The 16,190-nt window shown below is 41.4% G+C and carries 26 protein-coding genes, 1 tRNA gene and 2 rRNA genes (1 of these 29 only partly in view); all 29 read right to left on the reverse strand.

Annotation, left to right across the window (positions count from 1 at the left end):
* Nucleotides 1-67, reverse strand: a 23S ribosomal RNA gene (locus tag ABVF55_RS00440) (it extends 2,836 nt beyond the left edge of the window).
* Between the two features lie 123 nt (nt 68-190).
* Nucleotides 191-263: transfer RNA gene (locus tag ABVF55_RS00445), tRNA-Ala, on the reverse strand.
* 53 nt (nt 264-316) lie between these two features.
* A 16S ribosomal RNA gene (locus ABVF55_RS00450) occupies nt 317-1,864 on the reverse strand.
* Together the 16S and 23S rRNA genes with 1 tRNA gene alongside form the textbook arrangement of a ribosomal RNA operon.
* Nucleotides 1,865-2,122: 258 nt before the next feature.
* A complete protein-coding gene (locus ABVF55_RS00455; protein WP_320909554.1) occupies nt 2,123-3,394 on the reverse strand; it encodes a gamma-glutamylcysteine synthetase in 1,272 nt (423 codons plus the stop codon).
* A 253-nt stretch (nt 3,395-3,647) separates the two neighbouring features.
* Nucleotides 3,648-4,034 (reverse strand): 50S ribosomal protein L17, encoded by a 387-nt coding sequence (rplQ, locus tag ABVF55_RS00460; RefSeq protein ID WP_003002399.1) that lies wholly within the window; start codon nt 4,032-4,034, stop codon nt 3,648-3,650.
* A gap of 11 nt (nt 4,035-4,045) precedes the next feature.
* Nucleotides 4,046-4,984, reverse strand: a complete 939-nt coding sequence (locus ABVF55_RS00465) for a DNA-directed RNA polymerase subunit alpha (protein ID WP_003009635.1) — start codon at nt 4,982-4,984, stop codon at nt 4,046-4,048.
* A gap of 45 nt (nt 4,985-5,029) precedes the next feature.
* Nucleotides 5,030-5,413: a 30S ribosomal protein S11 gene (rpsK, locus tag ABVF55_RS00470; protein WP_003002390.1), complete on the reverse strand. Its 384-nt coding sequence runs from the start codon at nt 5,411-5,413 to the stop codon at nt 5,030-5,032.
* A gap of 23 nt (nt 5,414-5,436) precedes the next feature.
* Entirely contained in the window at nt 5,437-5,802 is a 366-nt protein-coding gene (gene rpsM, locus ABVF55_RS00475; protein WP_003009631.1) for a 30S ribosomal protein S13, read from the reverse strand.
* 17 nt (nt 5,803-5,819) lie between these two features.
* A complete protein-coding gene (gene rpmJ / locus ABVF55_RS00480; RefSeq protein ID WP_001808836.1) occupies nt 5,820-5,936 on the reverse strand; it encodes a 50S ribosomal protein L36 in 117 nt (38 codons plus the stop codon).
* A 23-nt stretch (nt 5,937-5,959) separates the two neighbouring features.
* On the reverse strand, nt 5,960-6,178 hold the full coding sequence (gene infA / locus ABVF55_RS00485; RefSeq protein ID WP_001029883.1) for a translation initiation factor IF-1: 219 nt from the start codon (nt 6,176-6,178) through the stop codon (nt 5,960-5,962).
* A 116-nt stretch (nt 6,179-6,294) separates the two neighbouring features.
* Nucleotides 6,295-6,933, reverse strand: coding sequence for an adenylate kinase (locus ABVF55_RS00490; protein ID WP_320909556.1), 639 nt, complete (start codon nt 6,931-6,933; stop codon nt 6,295-6,297).
* A gap of 96 nt (nt 6,934-7,029) precedes the next feature.
* Entirely contained in the window at nt 7,030-8,340 is a 1,311-nt protein-coding gene (gene secY / locus ABVF55_RS00495) for a preprotein translocase subunit SecY (RefSeq protein WP_049472515.1), read from the reverse strand.
* 12 nt (nt 8,341-8,352) lie between these two features.
* The gene (rplO, locus tag ABVF55_RS00500) at nt 8,353-8,793 is read right to left on the reverse strand and encodes a 50S ribosomal protein L15 (protein ID WP_003002405.1); all 441 of its coding nucleotides are present in this window, start codon (nt 8,791-8,793) and stop codon (nt 8,353-8,355) included.
* A 145-nt stretch (nt 8,794-8,938) separates the two neighbouring features.
* Nucleotides 8,939-9,121 carry a 50S ribosomal protein L30 gene (rpmD, locus tag ABVF55_RS00505; RefSeq protein WP_002894509.1) on the reverse strand — a complete coding sequence of 61 codons (183 nt, stop codon included), beginning with the start codon at nt 9,119-9,121 and terminating at the stop codon, nt 8,939-8,941.
* A 14-nt stretch (nt 9,122-9,135) separates the two neighbouring features.
* Nucleotides 9,136-9,630, reverse strand: coding sequence for a 30S ribosomal protein S5 (rpsE, locus tag ABVF55_RS00510; RefSeq protein WP_003009617.1), 495 nt, complete (start codon nt 9,628-9,630; stop codon nt 9,136-9,138).
* Nucleotides 9,631-9,647: 17 nt separating this feature from the next.
* Nucleotides 9,648-10,004 carry a 50S ribosomal protein L18 gene (gene rplR / locus ABVF55_RS00515; RefSeq protein ID WP_003010871.1) on the reverse strand — a complete coding sequence of 119 codons (357 nt, stop codon included), beginning with the start codon at nt 10,002-10,004 and terminating at the stop codon, nt 9,648-9,650.
* An 83-nt stretch (nt 10,005-10,087) separates the two neighbouring features.
* Complete coding sequence (gene rplF / locus ABVF55_RS00520) at nt 10,088-10,624, reverse strand: 50S ribosomal protein L6 (protein ID WP_003009612.1); 537 nt, start codon at nt 10,622-10,624, stop codon at nt 10,088-10,090.
* 189 nt (nt 10,625-10,813) lie between these two features.
* A complete protein-coding gene (gene rpsH / locus ABVF55_RS00525) occupies nt 10,814-11,212 on the reverse strand; it encodes a 30S ribosomal protein S8 (RefSeq protein ID WP_003010897.1) in 399 nt (132 codons plus the stop codon).
* 283 nt (nt 11,213-11,495) lie between these two features.
* On the reverse strand, nt 11,496-11,681 hold the full coding sequence (locus ABVF55_RS00530) for a type Z 30S ribosomal protein S14 (protein WP_001085699.1): 186 nt from the start codon (nt 11,679-11,681) through the stop codon (nt 11,496-11,498).
* 17 nt (nt 11,682-11,698) lie between these two features.
* Nucleotides 11,699-12,241 (reverse strand): 50S ribosomal protein L5, encoded by a 543-nt coding sequence (gene rplE / locus ABVF55_RS00535; protein ID WP_003009606.1) that lies wholly within the window; start codon nt 12,239-12,241, stop codon nt 11,699-11,701.
* 23 nt (nt 12,242-12,264) lie between these two features.
* Entirely contained in the window at nt 12,265-12,570 is a 306-nt protein-coding gene (gene rplX, locus ABVF55_RS00540; RefSeq protein WP_003002315.1) for a 50S ribosomal protein L24, read from the reverse strand.
* A gap of 74 nt (nt 12,571-12,644) precedes the next feature.
* On the reverse strand, nt 12,645-13,013 hold the full coding sequence (rplN, locus tag ABVF55_RS00545; protein WP_003002384.1) for a 50S ribosomal protein L14: 369 nt from the start codon (nt 13,011-13,013) through the stop codon (nt 12,645-12,647).
* 25 nt (nt 13,014-13,038) lie between these two features.
* Nucleotides 13,039-13,299, reverse strand: a complete 261-nt coding sequence (gene rpsQ, locus ABVF55_RS00550; RefSeq protein WP_003009600.1) for a 30S ribosomal protein S17 — start codon at nt 13,297-13,299, stop codon at nt 13,039-13,041.
* A gap of 23 nt (nt 13,300-13,322) precedes the next feature.
* Complete coding sequence (gene rpmC, locus ABVF55_RS00555) at nt 13,323-13,529, reverse strand: 50S ribosomal protein L29 (protein ID WP_003002350.1); 207 nt, start codon at nt 13,527-13,529, stop codon at nt 13,323-13,325.
* Between the two features lie 9 nt (nt 13,530-13,538).
* The gene (gene rplP, locus ABVF55_RS00560; protein ID WP_000960947.1) at nt 13,539-13,952 is read right to left on the reverse strand and encodes a 50S ribosomal protein L16; all 414 of its coding nucleotides are present in this window, start codon (nt 13,950-13,952) and stop codon (nt 13,539-13,541) included.
* A 3-nt stretch (nt 13,953-13,955) separates the two neighbouring features.
* Complete coding sequence (rpsC, locus tag ABVF55_RS00565; RefSeq protein ID WP_003002336.1) at nt 13,956-14,609, reverse strand: 30S ribosomal protein S3; 654 nt, start codon at nt 14,607-14,609, stop codon at nt 13,956-13,958.
* 12 nt (nt 14,610-14,621) lie between these two features.
* On the reverse strand, nt 14,622-14,966 hold the full coding sequence (rplV, locus tag ABVF55_RS00570; protein WP_000818139.1) for a 50S ribosomal protein L22: 345 nt from the start codon (nt 14,964-14,966) through the stop codon (nt 14,622-14,624).
* Between the two features lie 11 nt (nt 14,967-14,977).
* Complete coding sequence (rpsS, locus tag ABVF55_RS00575) at nt 14,978-15,259, reverse strand: 30S ribosomal protein S19 (RefSeq protein WP_000533766.1); 282 nt, start codon at nt 15,257-15,259, stop codon at nt 14,978-14,980.
* Between the two features lie 96 nt (nt 15,260-15,355).
* Nucleotides 15,356-16,189, reverse strand: coding sequence for a 50S ribosomal protein L2 (gene rplB / locus ABVF55_RS00580; RefSeq protein WP_000512900.1), 834 nt, complete (start codon nt 16,187-16,189; stop codon nt 15,356-15,358).
* Between the last annotated feature and the right edge of the window lies 1 nt (nt 16,190).

The raw sequence follows: 16,190 nt of genomic DNA on the forward strand, positions 1-16,190 counted from the left end.
CGTTTGTCACGTCCTTCTTCGGCTTCTAGTGCCAAGGCATCCACCGTGCGCCCTTATTAACTTAACCTTATTTTTGGTCTTACGACCTAAACTCTTTAAATATTTACAGCGTTTCGGTTTATTTTCTTGTTACTATTTGATATAGATATTCAATTTTCAATGTTCAATCTTAACACCCTTACAGTGTTAATGGAGCCTAGCGGGATCGAACCGCTGACCTCCTGCGTGCAAAGCAGGCGCTCTCCCAGCTGAGCTAAGGCCCCACAAGACCTCTCAAAACTAAACAAGACCAACGTACAGGTTTCCATTTCCTTAGAAAGGAGGTGATCCAGCCGCACCTTCCGATACGGCTACCTTGTTACGACTTCACCCCAATCATCTATCCCACCTTAGGCGGCTGGCTCCAAATGGTTACCTCACCGACTTCGGGTGTTACAAACTCTCGTGGTGTGACGGGCGGTGTGTACAAGGCCCGGGAACGTATTCACCGCGGCGTGCTGATCCGCGATTACTAGCGATTCCGACTTCATGTAGGCGAGTTGCAGCCTACAATCCGAACTGAGACTGGCTTTAAGAGATTAGCTTGCCGTCACCGACTCGCGACTCGTTGTACCAGCCATTGTAGCACGTGTGTAGCCCAGGTCATAAGGGGCATGATGATTTGACGTCATCCCCACCTTCCTCCGGTTTATTACCGGCAGTCTCGCTAGAGTGCCCAACTGAATGATGGCAACTAACAATAGGGGTTGCGCTCGTTGCGGGACTTAACCCAACATCTCACGACACGAGCTGACGACAACCATGCACCACCTGTCACCTCTGTCCCGAAGGAAAACTCTATCTCTAGAGCGGTCAGAGGGATGTCAAGACCTGGTAAGGTTCTTCGCGTTGCTTCGAATTAAACCACATGCTCCACCGCTTGTGCGGGCCCCCGTCAATTCCTTTGAGTTTCAACCTTGCGGTCGTACTCCCCAGGCGGAGTGCTTAATGCGTTAGCTGCGGCACTGAGTCCCGGAAAGGACCCAACACCTAGCACTCATCGTTTACGGCGTGGACTACCAGGGTATCTAATCCTGTTTGCTCCCCACGCTTTCGAGCCTCAGCGTCAGTTACAGACCAGAGAGCCGCTTTCGCCACCGGTGTTCCTCCATATATCTACGCATTTCACCGCTACACATGGAATTCCACTCTCCCCTTCTGCACTCAAGTTAAACAGTTTCCAAAGCGTACTATGGTTAAGCCACAGCCTTTAACTTCAGACTTATCTAACCGCCTGCGCTCGCTTTACGCCCAATAAATCCGGATAACGCTCGGGACCTACGTATTACCGCGGCTGCTGGCACGTAGTTAGCCGTCCCTTTCTGGTAAGTTACCGTCACAGTGTGAACTTTCCACTCTCACACTCGTTCTTCTCTTACAACAGAGCTTTACGATCCGAAAACCTTCTTCACTCACGCGGCGTTGCTCGGTCAGACTTTCGTCCATTGCCGAAGATTCCCTACTGCTGCCTCCCGTAGGAGTCTGGGCCGTGTCTCAGTCCCAGTGTGGCCGATCACCCTCTCAGGTCGGCTATGTATCGTCGCCTTGGTGAGCCGTTACCTCACCAACTAGCTAATACAACGCAGGTCCATCTGGTAGTGGAGCAATTGCCCCTTTCAAGCAGATATCATGCAATATCTACTGTTATGCGGTATTAGCTATCGTTTCCAATAGTTATCCCCCGCTACCAGGCAGGTTACCTACGCGTTACTCACCCGTTCGCAACTCATCCGCTCGGTGCAAGCACCAAGCTTCAGCGTTCTACTTGCATGTATTAGGCACGCCGCCAGCGTTCATCCTGAGCCAGGATCAAACTCTCATTAAAATAATTGTTTGTCTTAAACTCATTCTGTCACTGACAGATTTATTGTTTTTTATTGTTCAGTTACTATAACCTTAGTTATAGCGCCCTGCACATTGGTTCGTCTTGTTCAGTTTTCAAAGGTCTTTGTCGCTCTCGCGCGACAACTATATTAGTATATCATGACCTCACCTTACTGTCAACACTTTTTTCCAAAAAATTTTATTTTTTTGAAAGTTTTTTTGAAAGTAATAAAGAAAAGCCTGTAATAAGGCTTTTCTATTAGTCTAGTTCTTTGGTAATGATAAGAAATTTTTCTTCCTTGTAGCCTCTTTTCATTAAACCTGCTTTAGCTATATCTAGAAGATCTTTTGAAAAGGATTGTATCGCTTCTTTTTCTTCTTTACTTAGAATTTTCTTTGAATATTTCTTTCTAAGTTTTCGATAGTCCTGTTCTTCATTTTTAAAAAATGAAGAATCTTCAAAAAAGTTTTCCAGTTTTTCTAATTCTACAAACAAGCCCAACTCAAAGGCTATCGGGGCAAATGTGGTTTCTAATGGTTGTGTACAAACACTTCTAAATTCTACAGTCCCACGAGCAGTTAGATCTTGAAATTGGTAACTTCGATGTTGTTTTAGATCTTCTTTTACAGGGTTAATAATTTTCTCATTTCCATCAGCCGTATAGGCTGTAATTTCTTTTTGATCTAGATAGTACTCCACTCGAATTGGTTTAAAATAATAAGATTTCCCCTCTCTAGTTGCTGTAAAAATAGCCGTTCTAGCGAGATTATTAAAAAACTCTTCTTCGCTTTGGTAGTCCTTAGGATAAACCCCTACATTTTCCTTATAATAACCATGTAAGGATTCTTCCCAGAAAATATCTCTAGCAATTTTTGTATCCCAAGCTTCTGCTGTAAATTCTGAGTTAGAAAACAAATATGCTTTTGCTGCTTCAATTTTATTAAATGCATTAATGATGCGAAGATAGTTATCGCGACTTACATCCAATTGAACCTGGTTTCCGCATATAAATGCTCCGTACGAAGGATAGGAGTGTGTCTTCATCCCTGTACCATTCAGCGCAAGGAAAGCCATTAACATCTTGTATCGTTCGATTTTCACTGGGCTATTATCATTTTCTTGCCACAGAGGATGGATTCCGTGCCCTTGGATTTCGTGATTATTTTCTTGCAAAATCGGTTGAATAATCTTCAAATAGGCCTCAAAACGTTTGGCCACCTCATTTATAGAACGAGCTCTCTCAAATGCAAATTCAATTGTATTGTAACTCAACTCGAATAGAATACGATCTTTAGAAGAGCAGTGAATCAATTGAATAGGATTTTGATCGTCATCTATTTTTTCAACTTCAAAATCTGATAAGTTGGCTAAGGTTCGAAAAAGATTTTTCGTCACCTCTATATTTGTTTTGTTTCCATTTGTTTCTACAATCGGAAACTCTAATTCAACTCCGACAAAGAGTTCCGAATCCTCTTTCATATTACTAAGGTACTTCTCTTTTAGTAATTTAATTGCTTGTTGTTTTGTCATTGAATCCTTTTTCTTCTATTGGAGATATGGGTTCCATTATATCATTTTTTGCTATTCTCGACTACTCACGAAAACAAGACAAAACGCCTGCTTACGAAATTGTTTTAAATTAAAGCAATTTCGTAAACAAGCGTCTACCATTCATTCAATATGATGAGTGTTCCCGCTGGGGAAAATCCCCAGCGGTAGACCAGAGCTAGACTAAGAATAACAGTGTATTCCATCATCATAACACTCAACAAAATTGATGATATTATACCAATTCGATGATAGCCATTGGCGCAGCATCACCACGACGTGGTTCAGTTTTAAGGATACGAGTATATCCACCATTGCGCTCAGCATAACGAGGTGCTAATTCAGAGAACAATTTTTGAAGTGCAGTTGTTTCTGAGTATTTACCTGTTTCTTCATCAAAGTTTTGTGATGCAACTTCGTTACGTACGAATGCAGCAGCTTGACGACGTGCATGCAAATCACCACGTTTACCCAAAGTAATCATTTTTTCAACTGATTTACGGATTTCTTTCGCACGTGCTTCAGTTGTTACAATTGCTTCATTGATGATAAGATCTGTAGTCAAATCGCGAAGCATCGCTTTACGTTGTGAGCTAGTGCGTCCTAGTTTACGGTAAGCCATGTATTCCTCCTCTATTTATCGTTTTTTAACCCAAGGCCTAAGTCGGCAAGTTTGATTTTAACTTCTTCAAGACTCTTACGTCCCAAGTTACGAACTTTCATCATTTCTGCTTCTGATTTTTCAGTCAAATCGTAAACAGTATTAATGCCAGCACGTTTCAAACAGTTATATGAACGAACTGAAAGATCTAATTCTTCGATCGTACGTTCTAAAATGCGATCATCAGAAGTTGTATCCACTTCCTTCATAACATCTGTTGCAATAGCAATTTCAGTTAAGTTTGTGAATAGATTTAGGTGTTCTGTCAAAATACGAGCAGACAAACCTAATGCATCTTCTGGAATGATTGTCCCATTTGTCAAAATTTCAAGGGTTAGCTTGTCAAAGCCATCGTTGCTACCAACGCGTGCTGGTTCAACTTGGTAATTGACTTTAGTCACTGGCGTATAGATTGAATCTACAGCAAGTGTTCCCACTGGTGCATCATCTTTTTTGTTTTGATCAGCCGGAACATAGCCACGTCCACTGTTTACAGTAAGCGTTGCTTTCAAAGATGCTCCTTCTCCGATTGTAAATAGATAATGATCAGGGTTTACAATTTCGATGTCACTATCAGTAAGAATATCTCCAGCAGTTACTTCTGCAGGTCCTTCTACATCAAGTTCAATAATCTTTTCGTCTTGGACGTAAGATTTAACGGCGATTCCTTTAACGTTAAGAATAATTTGCATAACGTCTTCACGGACTCCTGGAACGGTATCAAATTCGTGGAGTACACCTTCAATGTTGATTGAAGTGACAGCTGCACCTGGAAGTGAAGCCAGAAGTACACGACGAAGTGAGTTTCCAAGTGTTGTACCATAGCCACGTTCAAGTGGTTCTACGACAAACACGCCATAATCTTTGTTTTCATCAATTTTTGTTATATTTGGTTTTTCAAACTCAATCATTTGCTATACTCCCTCTTAAACGAAAAGCTGTGTAATTGTTGATGATTATACACGGCGACGTTTTGGAGGACGAGCACCATTGTGTGGTACAGGAGTTACATCGCGAATTGCAGTTACTTCAAGACCAGCAGCAGCAAGTGCACGAATAGCAGACTCACGACCTGAACCAGGACCTTTAACAGTTACTTCAACAGATTTAAGTCCGTGTTCTTGAGCAGCTTTTGCAGCAGCTTCTGATGCCATTTGAGCAGCAAATGGTGTAGATTTACGAGAACCTTTAAATCCAAGTGCACCTGCAGATGACCAAGCGATTGCGTTACCATGCACATCAGTAATCATAACAATTGTGTTGTTAAATGTAGCGTGAATATGAGCAATACCAGATTCGATATTCTTTTTCACACGACGTTTACGTGTTGGTTTAGCCAAGATTTTTACCTCCTTATTTTATTTTATTTTTTCTTACCTGCAATCGCAACAGCTTTACCTTTACGAGTGCGAGCATTGTTTTTAGTGTTTTGTCCACGAACTGGAAGTCCACGACGGTGACGGATACCACGGTATGAACCGATTTCCATCAAGCGTTTGATGTTCAAGTTTACTTCACGACGAAGGTCACCTTCAACTTTGATTGCGTCAACTTCACGACGGATAGCATCTTCTTGATCTGGTGTAAGATCGCGAACACGAATATCTTCAGAAACGCCTGCAGCAGCAAGGATTTTCTTAGATGTTGGAAGTCCGATACCGTACACATAAGTCAATGAAATTACTACACGTTTGTCATTTGGAATGTCAACTCCAGCAATACGAGCCATGTTTTCTCCTTTCTATCTTATCCTTGACGTTGTTTGTGTTTTGGATTTGCTGGGCAAATTACCATAACACGACCATTACGACGAATTACTTTACAGTATTCGCAAATTGGTTTGACCGATGGTCTTACTTTCATTTTTATCCCTCCAAGTTTTTCGATTATTTAAAGCGGTATGTGATACGTCCACGTGTCAAATCGTACGGACTCATCTCCACTGTAACACGATCTCCCGCTAAAATACGAATATAGTTTTTACGAATTTTACCAGAAACTGTTGCTAAAATCTGATGTCCATTTTCAAGTTCAACCGTAAACATAGCATTCGGCATAGTATCAACTACTTTGCCTTCTACTTCAATCACATCGTCTTTTGCCACGCAAAAGTACCTCCATAAATTTCGATTCATTCCTCTGAGCACAGAGGTAACAATTATAAGTCAGACTAACTAATTGTAACACTAGTTGTCCAATATTGCAAGCATGAAAAACGCTTTTATTTCAAATTTGCCAAGACTTTTTCAATGTCTGAAAATACATCATTGATATCTTGGTTTCCTTGGATATCATGTACGAGTCCTTTTGAACGATAAAATTCAATGATTGGTTCTCCTTGTGCAATATTGACGTCCAAACGACGTTTAACCGTTTCTGGTTTGTCATCTTCACGTTGGTAGAAATCTTCCTCTTTGTAATCAACTGGTGGGTTGAATACTTTATGGAAAGTTTCGCCAGTTTCACGGTGAATGATACGACCACTCAAACGTTCAAGTAGGCATGATGGATCTACTTCGATGTTAATAACACCTTCAAGTTCAATTCCAAGTTCAGCCAATGTTTTGTCCAAGGCATGAGCTTGTTCAATTGTACGTGGATAGCCATCCAAAAGGAAACCTGTTTCTTTAATATCATCTTGAGCAAGGCGTTCTTTCACAATTCCATTGGTTACTTCATCTGGTACCAACTCACCTTTATCAATGTATGATTTTGCAAGCACACCCATTTCAGTTTGGTTAGCCATCGCTGCGCGGAACATATCTCCAGTGGAGATGTGCGCTACGTGAAACTCTTCAACGATTTTAGCTGCTTGAGTTCCTTTACCTGCTCCAGGCAACCCCATAATTAAAAGATTCATGATGAATTCTCCTTATTTTGTTTTTAAATGGAAGCAGGAGCGAATTCCTATTTCCATTTAAAAACAAAATAGAAGGCTGACAAAGTCAACCTTATTCTATTCTGTTGTTGTGTCCATAAATCCGACATACTTACGTTTTAATAAGTAGCCTTCTAATTGTTTCATTCCCTCAATACCTGTTGAAATAATGATTAACAAACTAGTTCCTCCAAGAGCAACTGCATCTGTCAAACCAAATAAATCTCGAGCTAGGATTGGAATGATGGTAATAAAGCCAAGGAATACTGATCCGACACTTGCTAAACGACGTAGCAAACGAGACATAAACTCTTCTGTCCCCTTACCAGGGCGTACGCCTGGGATATAGGCACCACTCTTTTGAAGGTTTTCTGCCGTTTTTTCAGGATTGATCTGAACAAACGTGTAGAAGAAGGTGAAGAGAATGATCAATAAGGCATACATTGCCACACCAGTTGGTGTGTTTGTAGCCAACATGGCTTGAGCTGTTTTCACCCATCCTGCATTGTAACCCATAGCGCTAATCACTTGGAAAATCGCAGCAGGCGCTGCTGTAATCGAACTAGCGAAGATGACAGGAATAACCCCTGCTGGGTTTACTTTCAAAGGAAGGTAAGAACTTGACGGAGCTCCTTGTGCAATCTTTGTATATTGGATTGGAATCTTGTATTGTGCTTGCTCTACAAAGGTTGTAAAGTAAACAATAACCAAGACAGCAAGGATTAATACCCCAACAAAAATGAGGGAATTGGTCATTTGACCAGAACGAACATTCACAAATGCATTTTCATAGATTTCTTTAATCATCTCAGGAATTGATGACACAATCCCTGCAAAGATAATCATTGAAACACCATTACCGTAGCCTTTATCTGTGATTTGTTCTCCAAGCCAAGTCACAATCATGGAACCGGTCGTCAGAATCGCACCGATTAACAGATAAGTTTTGGCATTTGGAGTAGCGACTAATTTCGCCTGAGACAAAGTGTGGAAGGTGGCTGTAATCCCGATGGATTGAACAAAGGCTAGAACCAAAGAAATATAGCGTGTTGCTTGGTTGAGCTTTCTTCGACCAACTTCCCCTTGTTTGCCCCATTCAACAAACTTAGGTAACAGATCCATTTGCAAAAGTTGTACGACGATCGAAGCTGTGATGTATGGGCTAACCCCTAATGCGAAAACTGAGAAGTTCCTCATGGCATTCCCAGAAACCAAACTGAGCATGTTCAAGAAGGACACATCTTGAAGGTTGTTCAGAATTTTCGCATTTACACCAGGCACTGTAATCGTGGTCCCAATGCGGAAAACAAGAATGATGAAGATCGTAAATAAAATCTTCGACCGTACTTGTTTCACCTTAAATGCATCTTTTAATAATTTAAAAAACATAGGTCACCTCACTTAGATGACTTCAACTGAACCACCTTTAGCAGTGATAGCTTCTTCAGCTGATTTAGAGAATTTAGCTGCTTTAACAGTCAACTTCTTAGTCAATTCTCCGTTACCAAGAATTTTGATACCTGATTTTTCAGCTTTTACAATTCCTGATTCTACAAGTACTACTGGAGTTACTTCAGCACCATCTTCAAAGGCGTTCAATTGATCAAGGTTCACAATAGCATATTCTTTAGCGTTGATGTTTGTAAATCCACGTTTTGGAAGACGACGGAACAATGGAGTTTGTCCACCTTCAAAACCAAGACGTACACCGCCACCGCTACGAGCTTTTTGACCTTTTTGACCACGGCCAGAAGTTTTACCATTACCAGATGAAGTACCACGACCAACACGGTTGCGGACTTTACGTGAACCTGTAGCAGGTTGTAATTCATGAAGTTTCATTATTAATTTTCTCCTCTTTTGTAAATTGCTAACGCATGTAATCAGGAAAAGGTGTCCTAACTACAAACTCGCCTATACTTATATTTAGTTTTAGGGGATGAGAACCTCTCATACCCCTGAAAACTTTGTTTCTATTTCAAATAGATTATTTTACTTCTTCAACTGTTACTAAGTGAGATACAGCAGTGATCATACCACGTACTGCTGGGTTATCTTCTTTAATAACAGAGCTGTTCAATTTGCCAAGTCCAAGTGCTACAACAGTTTTACGTTGTGACGGGATGCGTCCGATTGGAGACTTAGTCAAAGTAATTTTAATTTGAGCCATTTGAATCTCCTTTCTTAAGCCAAGTCAGAAACTGAAATACCACGAAGGGCAGCAACTTCATCAGCGCGTTTCAATTGTGCCAAACCGTTAACAGTTGCACGAACGATGTTGATTGGAGTGTTTGATCCAAGTGATTTAGATGTAACATCTGCAATACCTGCCAATTCGACAACGGCACGAACTGCTCCACCTGCAGCAACCCCAGCCCCTTCGATAGCTGGTTTCAACAATACACGAGCTCCACCAAATACTGATGTTACTTCATGTGGAATTGTTGTTCCAACCATAGGAACTTCGATCAAGTTTTTCTTAGCATCTTCAACAGCCTTACGGATTGCTTCTGGAACTTCTTGAGCTTTACCAGTACCAAATCCAACACGGCCATTACGGTCACCAACAACTACAAGAGCTGCAAAACGAAGACGACGTCCACCTTTAACAACTTTTGTTACACGGTTGATGGCAACTACGCGTTCTTCAAGTTCAACTGCATTATCTTTAAATGCCATTTTCTAGTGTCCTCCTATTAGAATTTCAATCCGTTTTCACGAGCTGCATCAGCCAAAGCTTTAACACGTCCGTGATATAGATATCCACCGCGGTCGAACACCACTTCAGAAATACCTTTAGCAACTGCACGTTCAGCAACAAGTTTGCCGACAACAACGGCTTGTTCAGTTTTAGTTCCTTTTGAAACTTCTTTGTCAAGAGTTGAAGCGCTTGCGAGCGTTACACCCGCTACGTCATCAATTACTTGAGCGTAGATGCCTGTATTAGAACGGAATACGTTCAAACGTGGGCGATCAGCAGTTCCAGAGAGTTTTCCGCGAACGCGACGGTGGCGTTTTTGACGGATTTTGTTTTTATCTGGTTTCGAAATCACAATTTTCACCTCTTAATTTTAAAATCATGTGCTAAGCACTGAGTTGGTAAGATGAAGGTTGGTTGAAAAACAACCAAACTACATTATTTACCTGTTTTACCTTCTTTGCGGCGAACGTATTCACCAACATAACGGATCCCTTTACCTTTGTATGGTTCAGGTGAACGAAGGCTACGTACATAAGCAGCTGTTTGACCAACTACTTCTTTTGAAATTCCGCTAACAACGATTGTTGTTGGGTTTGGGAGTTCAAAAGTAATTCCTTCTGGAGCTTCAACTTCGTCTGGGTGTGATTTACCAACAGCCAAAACAAGTTTTGATCCTTGAAGTTGTGCACGGTATCCAACCCCGCGCATTTCAAGTTCTTTCTTGAATCCTTCTGATACACCAGTAACCATGTTGTTCAAAAGGGCACGAGTTGTTCCGTGGATTGTTTTCATTTCTTTTGAATCGTTTGGACGGTGAAGTGTTACTTCAGTACCTTCCACACGGATTTCAATATCTTTTGAGAACTCACGAGTAAGTTCTCCTTTAGGTCCTTTTACAGTTACAACGTTGTCATTGTTAGTGATTTCAACACCAGCAGGCAACACGATAACTTTATTACCAATACGTGACATGTTTTTTATTCTCCTGTTAAATTGTCAGGCCTTTGCGGGCCAGTTTTCACGGGGTTTAAATCTTTTTGATTTAAAAGTTAATGTTTAGGTCTCAATTTCTAAGTGAATCGAGGCATTGTCTCGCAGACATAACTTTGGGTTAGGCAAGAGACAATAACGAAGAATCACAACGAAATTGGGAGCTAAATATTACCAAACGTAAGCGATAACTTCCCCACCAACGTTCTTTTGGCGTGCTTCTTTATCAGTAAGCAAACCTTCAGAAGTTGAAAGGATAGCAATTCCAAGTCCGTTAAGAACTTTTGGAAGATCTTCACGTTTTTTGTAAACACGCAAACCTGGTTTTGATACACGTTTCAAGTTTGTGATAACTTTTTCACCGTTTTGTCCGTATTTCAAGAATACACGGATGATGCCTTGTTTGTCATCTTCGATGAATTCAACGTTTTTTACAAAACCTTCGCGTTTAAGGATTTCAGCAATCCCTTTTTTGATGTTTGATGCAGGTACTTCAAGTACTTCGTGTTTTGCTTGGTTAGCGTTACGAATACGTGTAAGGAAGTCTGCGATTGGGTCAGTCATAACCATTATAATTTCTCCTCTTACTAGTAGTTTGCAAGTTGCACTTGCTAGTTAATACATGATACAGAGAGCGTAACAGCGAGAGCAAAAATAGGCAATTTGATGCAGGAGCGATGCTCCAAAGAAAATTGGTCTTTTTTGCCAAAGCTGTAGCTCGTGTTCAAATTGGCAAGCCCAACTGAACCCGGGCTAAACTCTGTGTGAAAAAGATAAACTTTCCTAGAAACTAAAGTTTCTTCGTCAAGTTTCCTATTTTCACTTGGAGTTTTAACGCCCTTGATATCTTAAATTACCAAGATGCTTTTGTGACACCTGGGATTTGACCTTTATATGCCAATTCACGGAAGCAAACACGGCAAAGTTTAAACTTGCGGTAAACTGAGTGTGGACGTCCACAACGTTCACAGCGAGTGTATGCTTGAGTAGAGAACTTCGCTGGGCGTTTGTTCTTAGCAATCATAGATTTTTTAGCCATTAGTTTTACCTCCTATATTATTTTGCAAACGGCATACCGAGGCCAGTAAGCAATGCACGTGATTCTTCGTCTGTGTTCGCTGTAGTTACGATTACGATATCCAAACCACGCGTTTTATCAACATCATCAAAGTTGATTTCTGGGAAGATCAATTGTTCTTTCACACCAAGTGTGTAGTTTCCGCGTCCATCAAATGATTTTGTTGGAACACCATGGAAGTCACGTACACGTGGAAGTGAAACTGTTACCAATTTATCTAAGAATTCGTACATACGTTCACCACGAAGGGTAACTTTTGCACCGATCGCAACACCTTCACGAAGACGGAAGCCGGCGATTGATTTTTTAGCCTTAGTGATCAATGGTTTTTGACCTGAGATCAAAGCAAGCTCTTCAGCAGCTTTTTCAAGGTTTTTAGCATTTGATACTGCATCACCAACACCCATGTTCAAAACGATTTTATCAACTTTTGGCACAGCCATAACTGATGAATAGTTGAACTGTTCAGTCAATGATGGTACTACTTCATTAAGGTATTTTTCTTTTAAACGATTAGCCATTATACTTCTCCTTTCCTTCGTGATTAGTCAAGCACTTCGCCTGATTTTTTGTTGTAGCGAACTTTTTTGCCGTCTACAAATTTGTAGCCAACACGTCCAGCAACACCGTTTTTGTCCAAAACTTGAACGTTAGAAGCATGGATTGGAGCTTCTTTTTCAACGATTGCACCTTGAGGGTTTTCGTTATTTGGACGTTGGTGTTTCTTGATGATGTTTACACCTTCTACAACAACTTTATTTACTTTTGGAAGAGCAGTAAGAACAACAGCTTCTACGCCTTTGTCTTTACCAGCGATAACGCGAACTTTGTCGCCTTTTTTTACAAACATTTTATTCTCCTTTTATTCTTACGCCCGACGGGCACCCTGGCTGTGCCAGGGGACTGTGTTTGTTTTTTTATTGATTAAAGTACTTCTGGAGCAAGTGATACAATCTTCATGAATCCACCGTCACGCAATTCACGTGCAACTGGGCCGAAGATACGAGTTCCGCGAGGAGTTTTGTCGTCACGGATGATCACTGCTGCATTTTCGTCGAACTTGATGTATGAACCATCTTTACGACGAGCACCTGATTTAGTACGAACGATAACAGCTTTTACAACGTCACCTTTCTTAACCGCACCACCAGGAGTAGCTTGTTTTACAGATGCAACGATTACATCACCGATGCTCGCGAATTTACGTTTTGAACCACCAAGAACTTTGATTGTCAAGATTTCGCGTGCGCCACTGTTGTCAGCGACTTTCAAACGAGTTTCTGTTTGAATCATTTACGTTTTCTCCTTTCAGGTATGATTAGATGATGACCGCTTTTTCAACGACTTCTACAAGACGGAAGCGTTTTGTAGCTGAAAGCGGACGAGTTTCCATGATACGAACGATATCGCCTTCTTTAGCAACATTGTTTTCATCATGAGCTTTGTATTTTTTAGAATAGTTGATACGTTTACCATAGACTGGGTGGTTACGTTTAGTTTCAACTACAACTGTGATTGTTTTGTCCATTTTGTCAGACACAACGCGTCCAACAAGAACTTTACGATTATTGCGTTCCATTGAAATTCTCCTTCCCTAGTCTATTATTTAGCTTCTGATTGAACAGTTTTGATACGAGCGATTTGTTTTTTCACTTCTTTCAAACGTCCAGTTTGTTCCAATTGACCAGCAGCTGCTTGGAAACGAAGTTCAAACAATTCTTTCTTCAATTCATTTTCACGCTTCGCGAGTTCTTCTTGAGAAAGACCACGAAGTTCTTTAACAAATTCTTTTACTTCTGTAAGTTTCATGACCTCTCCTTATTCTGCTTCACGTTTCACAAATTTAGTTTTAACTGGCAATTTGTGGCTAGCAAGACGAAGCGCTTCGCGTGCGATCTCTTCAGATACACCAGCGATTTCGAACATCACTTTACCACGTTTAACTGGTGCTACCCAACCTTCAGGAGCCCCTTTACCAGATCCCATACGTACCCCGATAGCTTTAGCGGTGTATGATTTGTGTGGGAAAATCTTAATCCAAACTTTACCACCACGTTTCATGTAACGAGTCATGGCGATACGAGCAGCTTCGATTTGACGGTTTGTGATCCAGTGGCTAGTTGTAGCTTGAAGACCGTATTCACCGAATGCTACTTCTTTTCCACCTTTTGCTTCACCGCGCATTTTACCACGGAATTCGCGACGGTGTTTTACACGTTTAGGTACTAACATTGGTTATTTACCTCCTTTAGCGTCTTTACGAGCCGGAAGAACTTCACCACGGTAGATCCATACTTTAACACCAAGTTTACCGTAAGTAGTGTCTGCTTCTTCCCAAGCGTAATCGATATCAGCGCGAAGTGTGTGGAGTGGAACAGTTCCTTCAGAGTATCCTTCTGCACGGGCAATATCTGCACCGTTCAAACGACCTGATACTTGAGTTTTGATTCCTTTAGCTCCAGCACGCATAGCACGTTGGATTGCTTGTTTTTGTGCACGACGGAAAGCAACACGTTGTTCCAATTGACGAGCGATTCCTTCACCAACAAGGTGAGCATCCAAGTCAGGACGTTTGATCTCAATGATGTTGATGTGTACTTGTTTACCAGTCAATTTGTTAAGAGCTGCACGAAGTGCATCAACGTTTGCTCCACCTTTACCGATAACCATACCTGGTTTAGCAGTGTGAAGAGAAACGTTAACTTTGTTTACTGCGCGTTCGATTTCAATAGTTGAAACGGCTGCGTCAGCCAATTCTTTTTGAATGAATTTACGGATTGCAAGATCTTCATGAAGGTAATCCGCGTATTCTTTTTCAGCATACCATTTGGCATCCCAATCACGGATGATACCAACACGCATACCAATTGGATGTACTTTTTGACCCACGAGTTTACCTCCTTATTTTTCTGCAACAGCTACTGTGATGTGAGCTGTACGTTTGTTGATTGGTGAAGCTGAACCTTTCGCACGTGGACGGAAACGTTTCATTGTTGGTCCTTCGTTTGCGAATGCTTCAGATACTACCAAGTTAGCTTTTTCCAAACCAAAGTTGTTTTCAGCGTTTGCTACTGCTGAGTTCAACACTTTAAGGATGATCCCTGCAGCTTTGTTTGGTGTGAATGTCAAAATAGCGATGGCATCGGCTACGCTTTTACCACGGATGTTGTCAAGAACAAGACGTGATTTACGAGGTGAAACACGCACTGTACGAGCCATTGCTTTAGCTGAAGTAATTTCTGCCATTTATGTTCTCCTTATTTTCTACGTGTCTTCTTGTCGTCTGCCGCGTGACCTTTGTAAGTACGAGTTGGTGCAAATTCACCAAGCTTGTGACCTACCATGTCTTCTTGGATGTAAACAGGTACATGTTTACGTCCATCATAAACTGCGATAGTGTATCCGATGAAACTTGGGAAGATCGTTGAACGACGTGACCAAGTTTTAATTACTTTTTTCTTTTCGTCGTTTGCTTGAGCTTCAACTTTTTTCATCAAATGCTCATCGACGAAAGGTCCTTTTTTAAGACTACGTCCCATTTTGTAATTTTCTCCTTTAAAATTTAGTACCACAGCGGCTTGCGCTGCTAAGCAGCGCTACCGAGCTGGCGGAAAGTGTAAGCTAGTTGCTTATGATTATTTTTGGTTGCGACGACGAACGATAAGTTTGTCAGATTTCGCTTTCTTGTTACGAGTTTTAAGACCAAGCGCAGGTTTACCCCAAGGAGTAGATGGCGCTTTACGTCCAACTGGTGCTTTACCTTCACCACCACCGTGTGGGTGATCATTCGGGTTCATTACAGAACCACGAACTGTAGGGCGAACACCTTTCCAGCGGTTACGTCCCGCTTTACCAAGGTTAACAAGTCCATGTTGTTCGTTTCCGACAACACCCACTGTAGCACGGCAAGTTCCAAGAATCATACGAACTTCGCCTGATTGAAGACGAACAAGTACATATTTACCTTCAGAACCCAATACTTGAGCAGAAGCTCCAGCAGCACGTACCAATTCTCCACCTTTACCAGGTTTCAATTCGATGTTGTGGATCAAAGTACCAACTGGGATGTTAGCAAGTGGAAGAGCATTTCCGACTTTGATATCTGCTTCTGGTCCTGATACGATGCGTTGACCTACTTCAAGACCTTTAGGGGCGATGATGTAAGCTTTCACACCGTCAGTGTAGTGTACAAGCGCGATGTTAGCTGAGCGGTTTGGATCGTATTCGATCGTTTTAACGACTGCTTCAACTCCATCTTTGTTACGTTTGAAATCGATCAAACGGTAATGACGTTTGTGTCCACCACCTTGGTGACGAACAGTGATACGACCGTTGTTGTTACGACCTGCTTTGTTTTTAAGAGAAACAAGCAAAGTTTTCTCAGGTGTGTTTGTTGTGATTTCAGCGAAATCCAAAGAAGTCATATTACGGCGACCGTTTGTTGTTGGTTTATAAACACGAATTCCCACG

Source organism: Streptococcus sp. KHUD_012 (assembly GCF_052588255.1).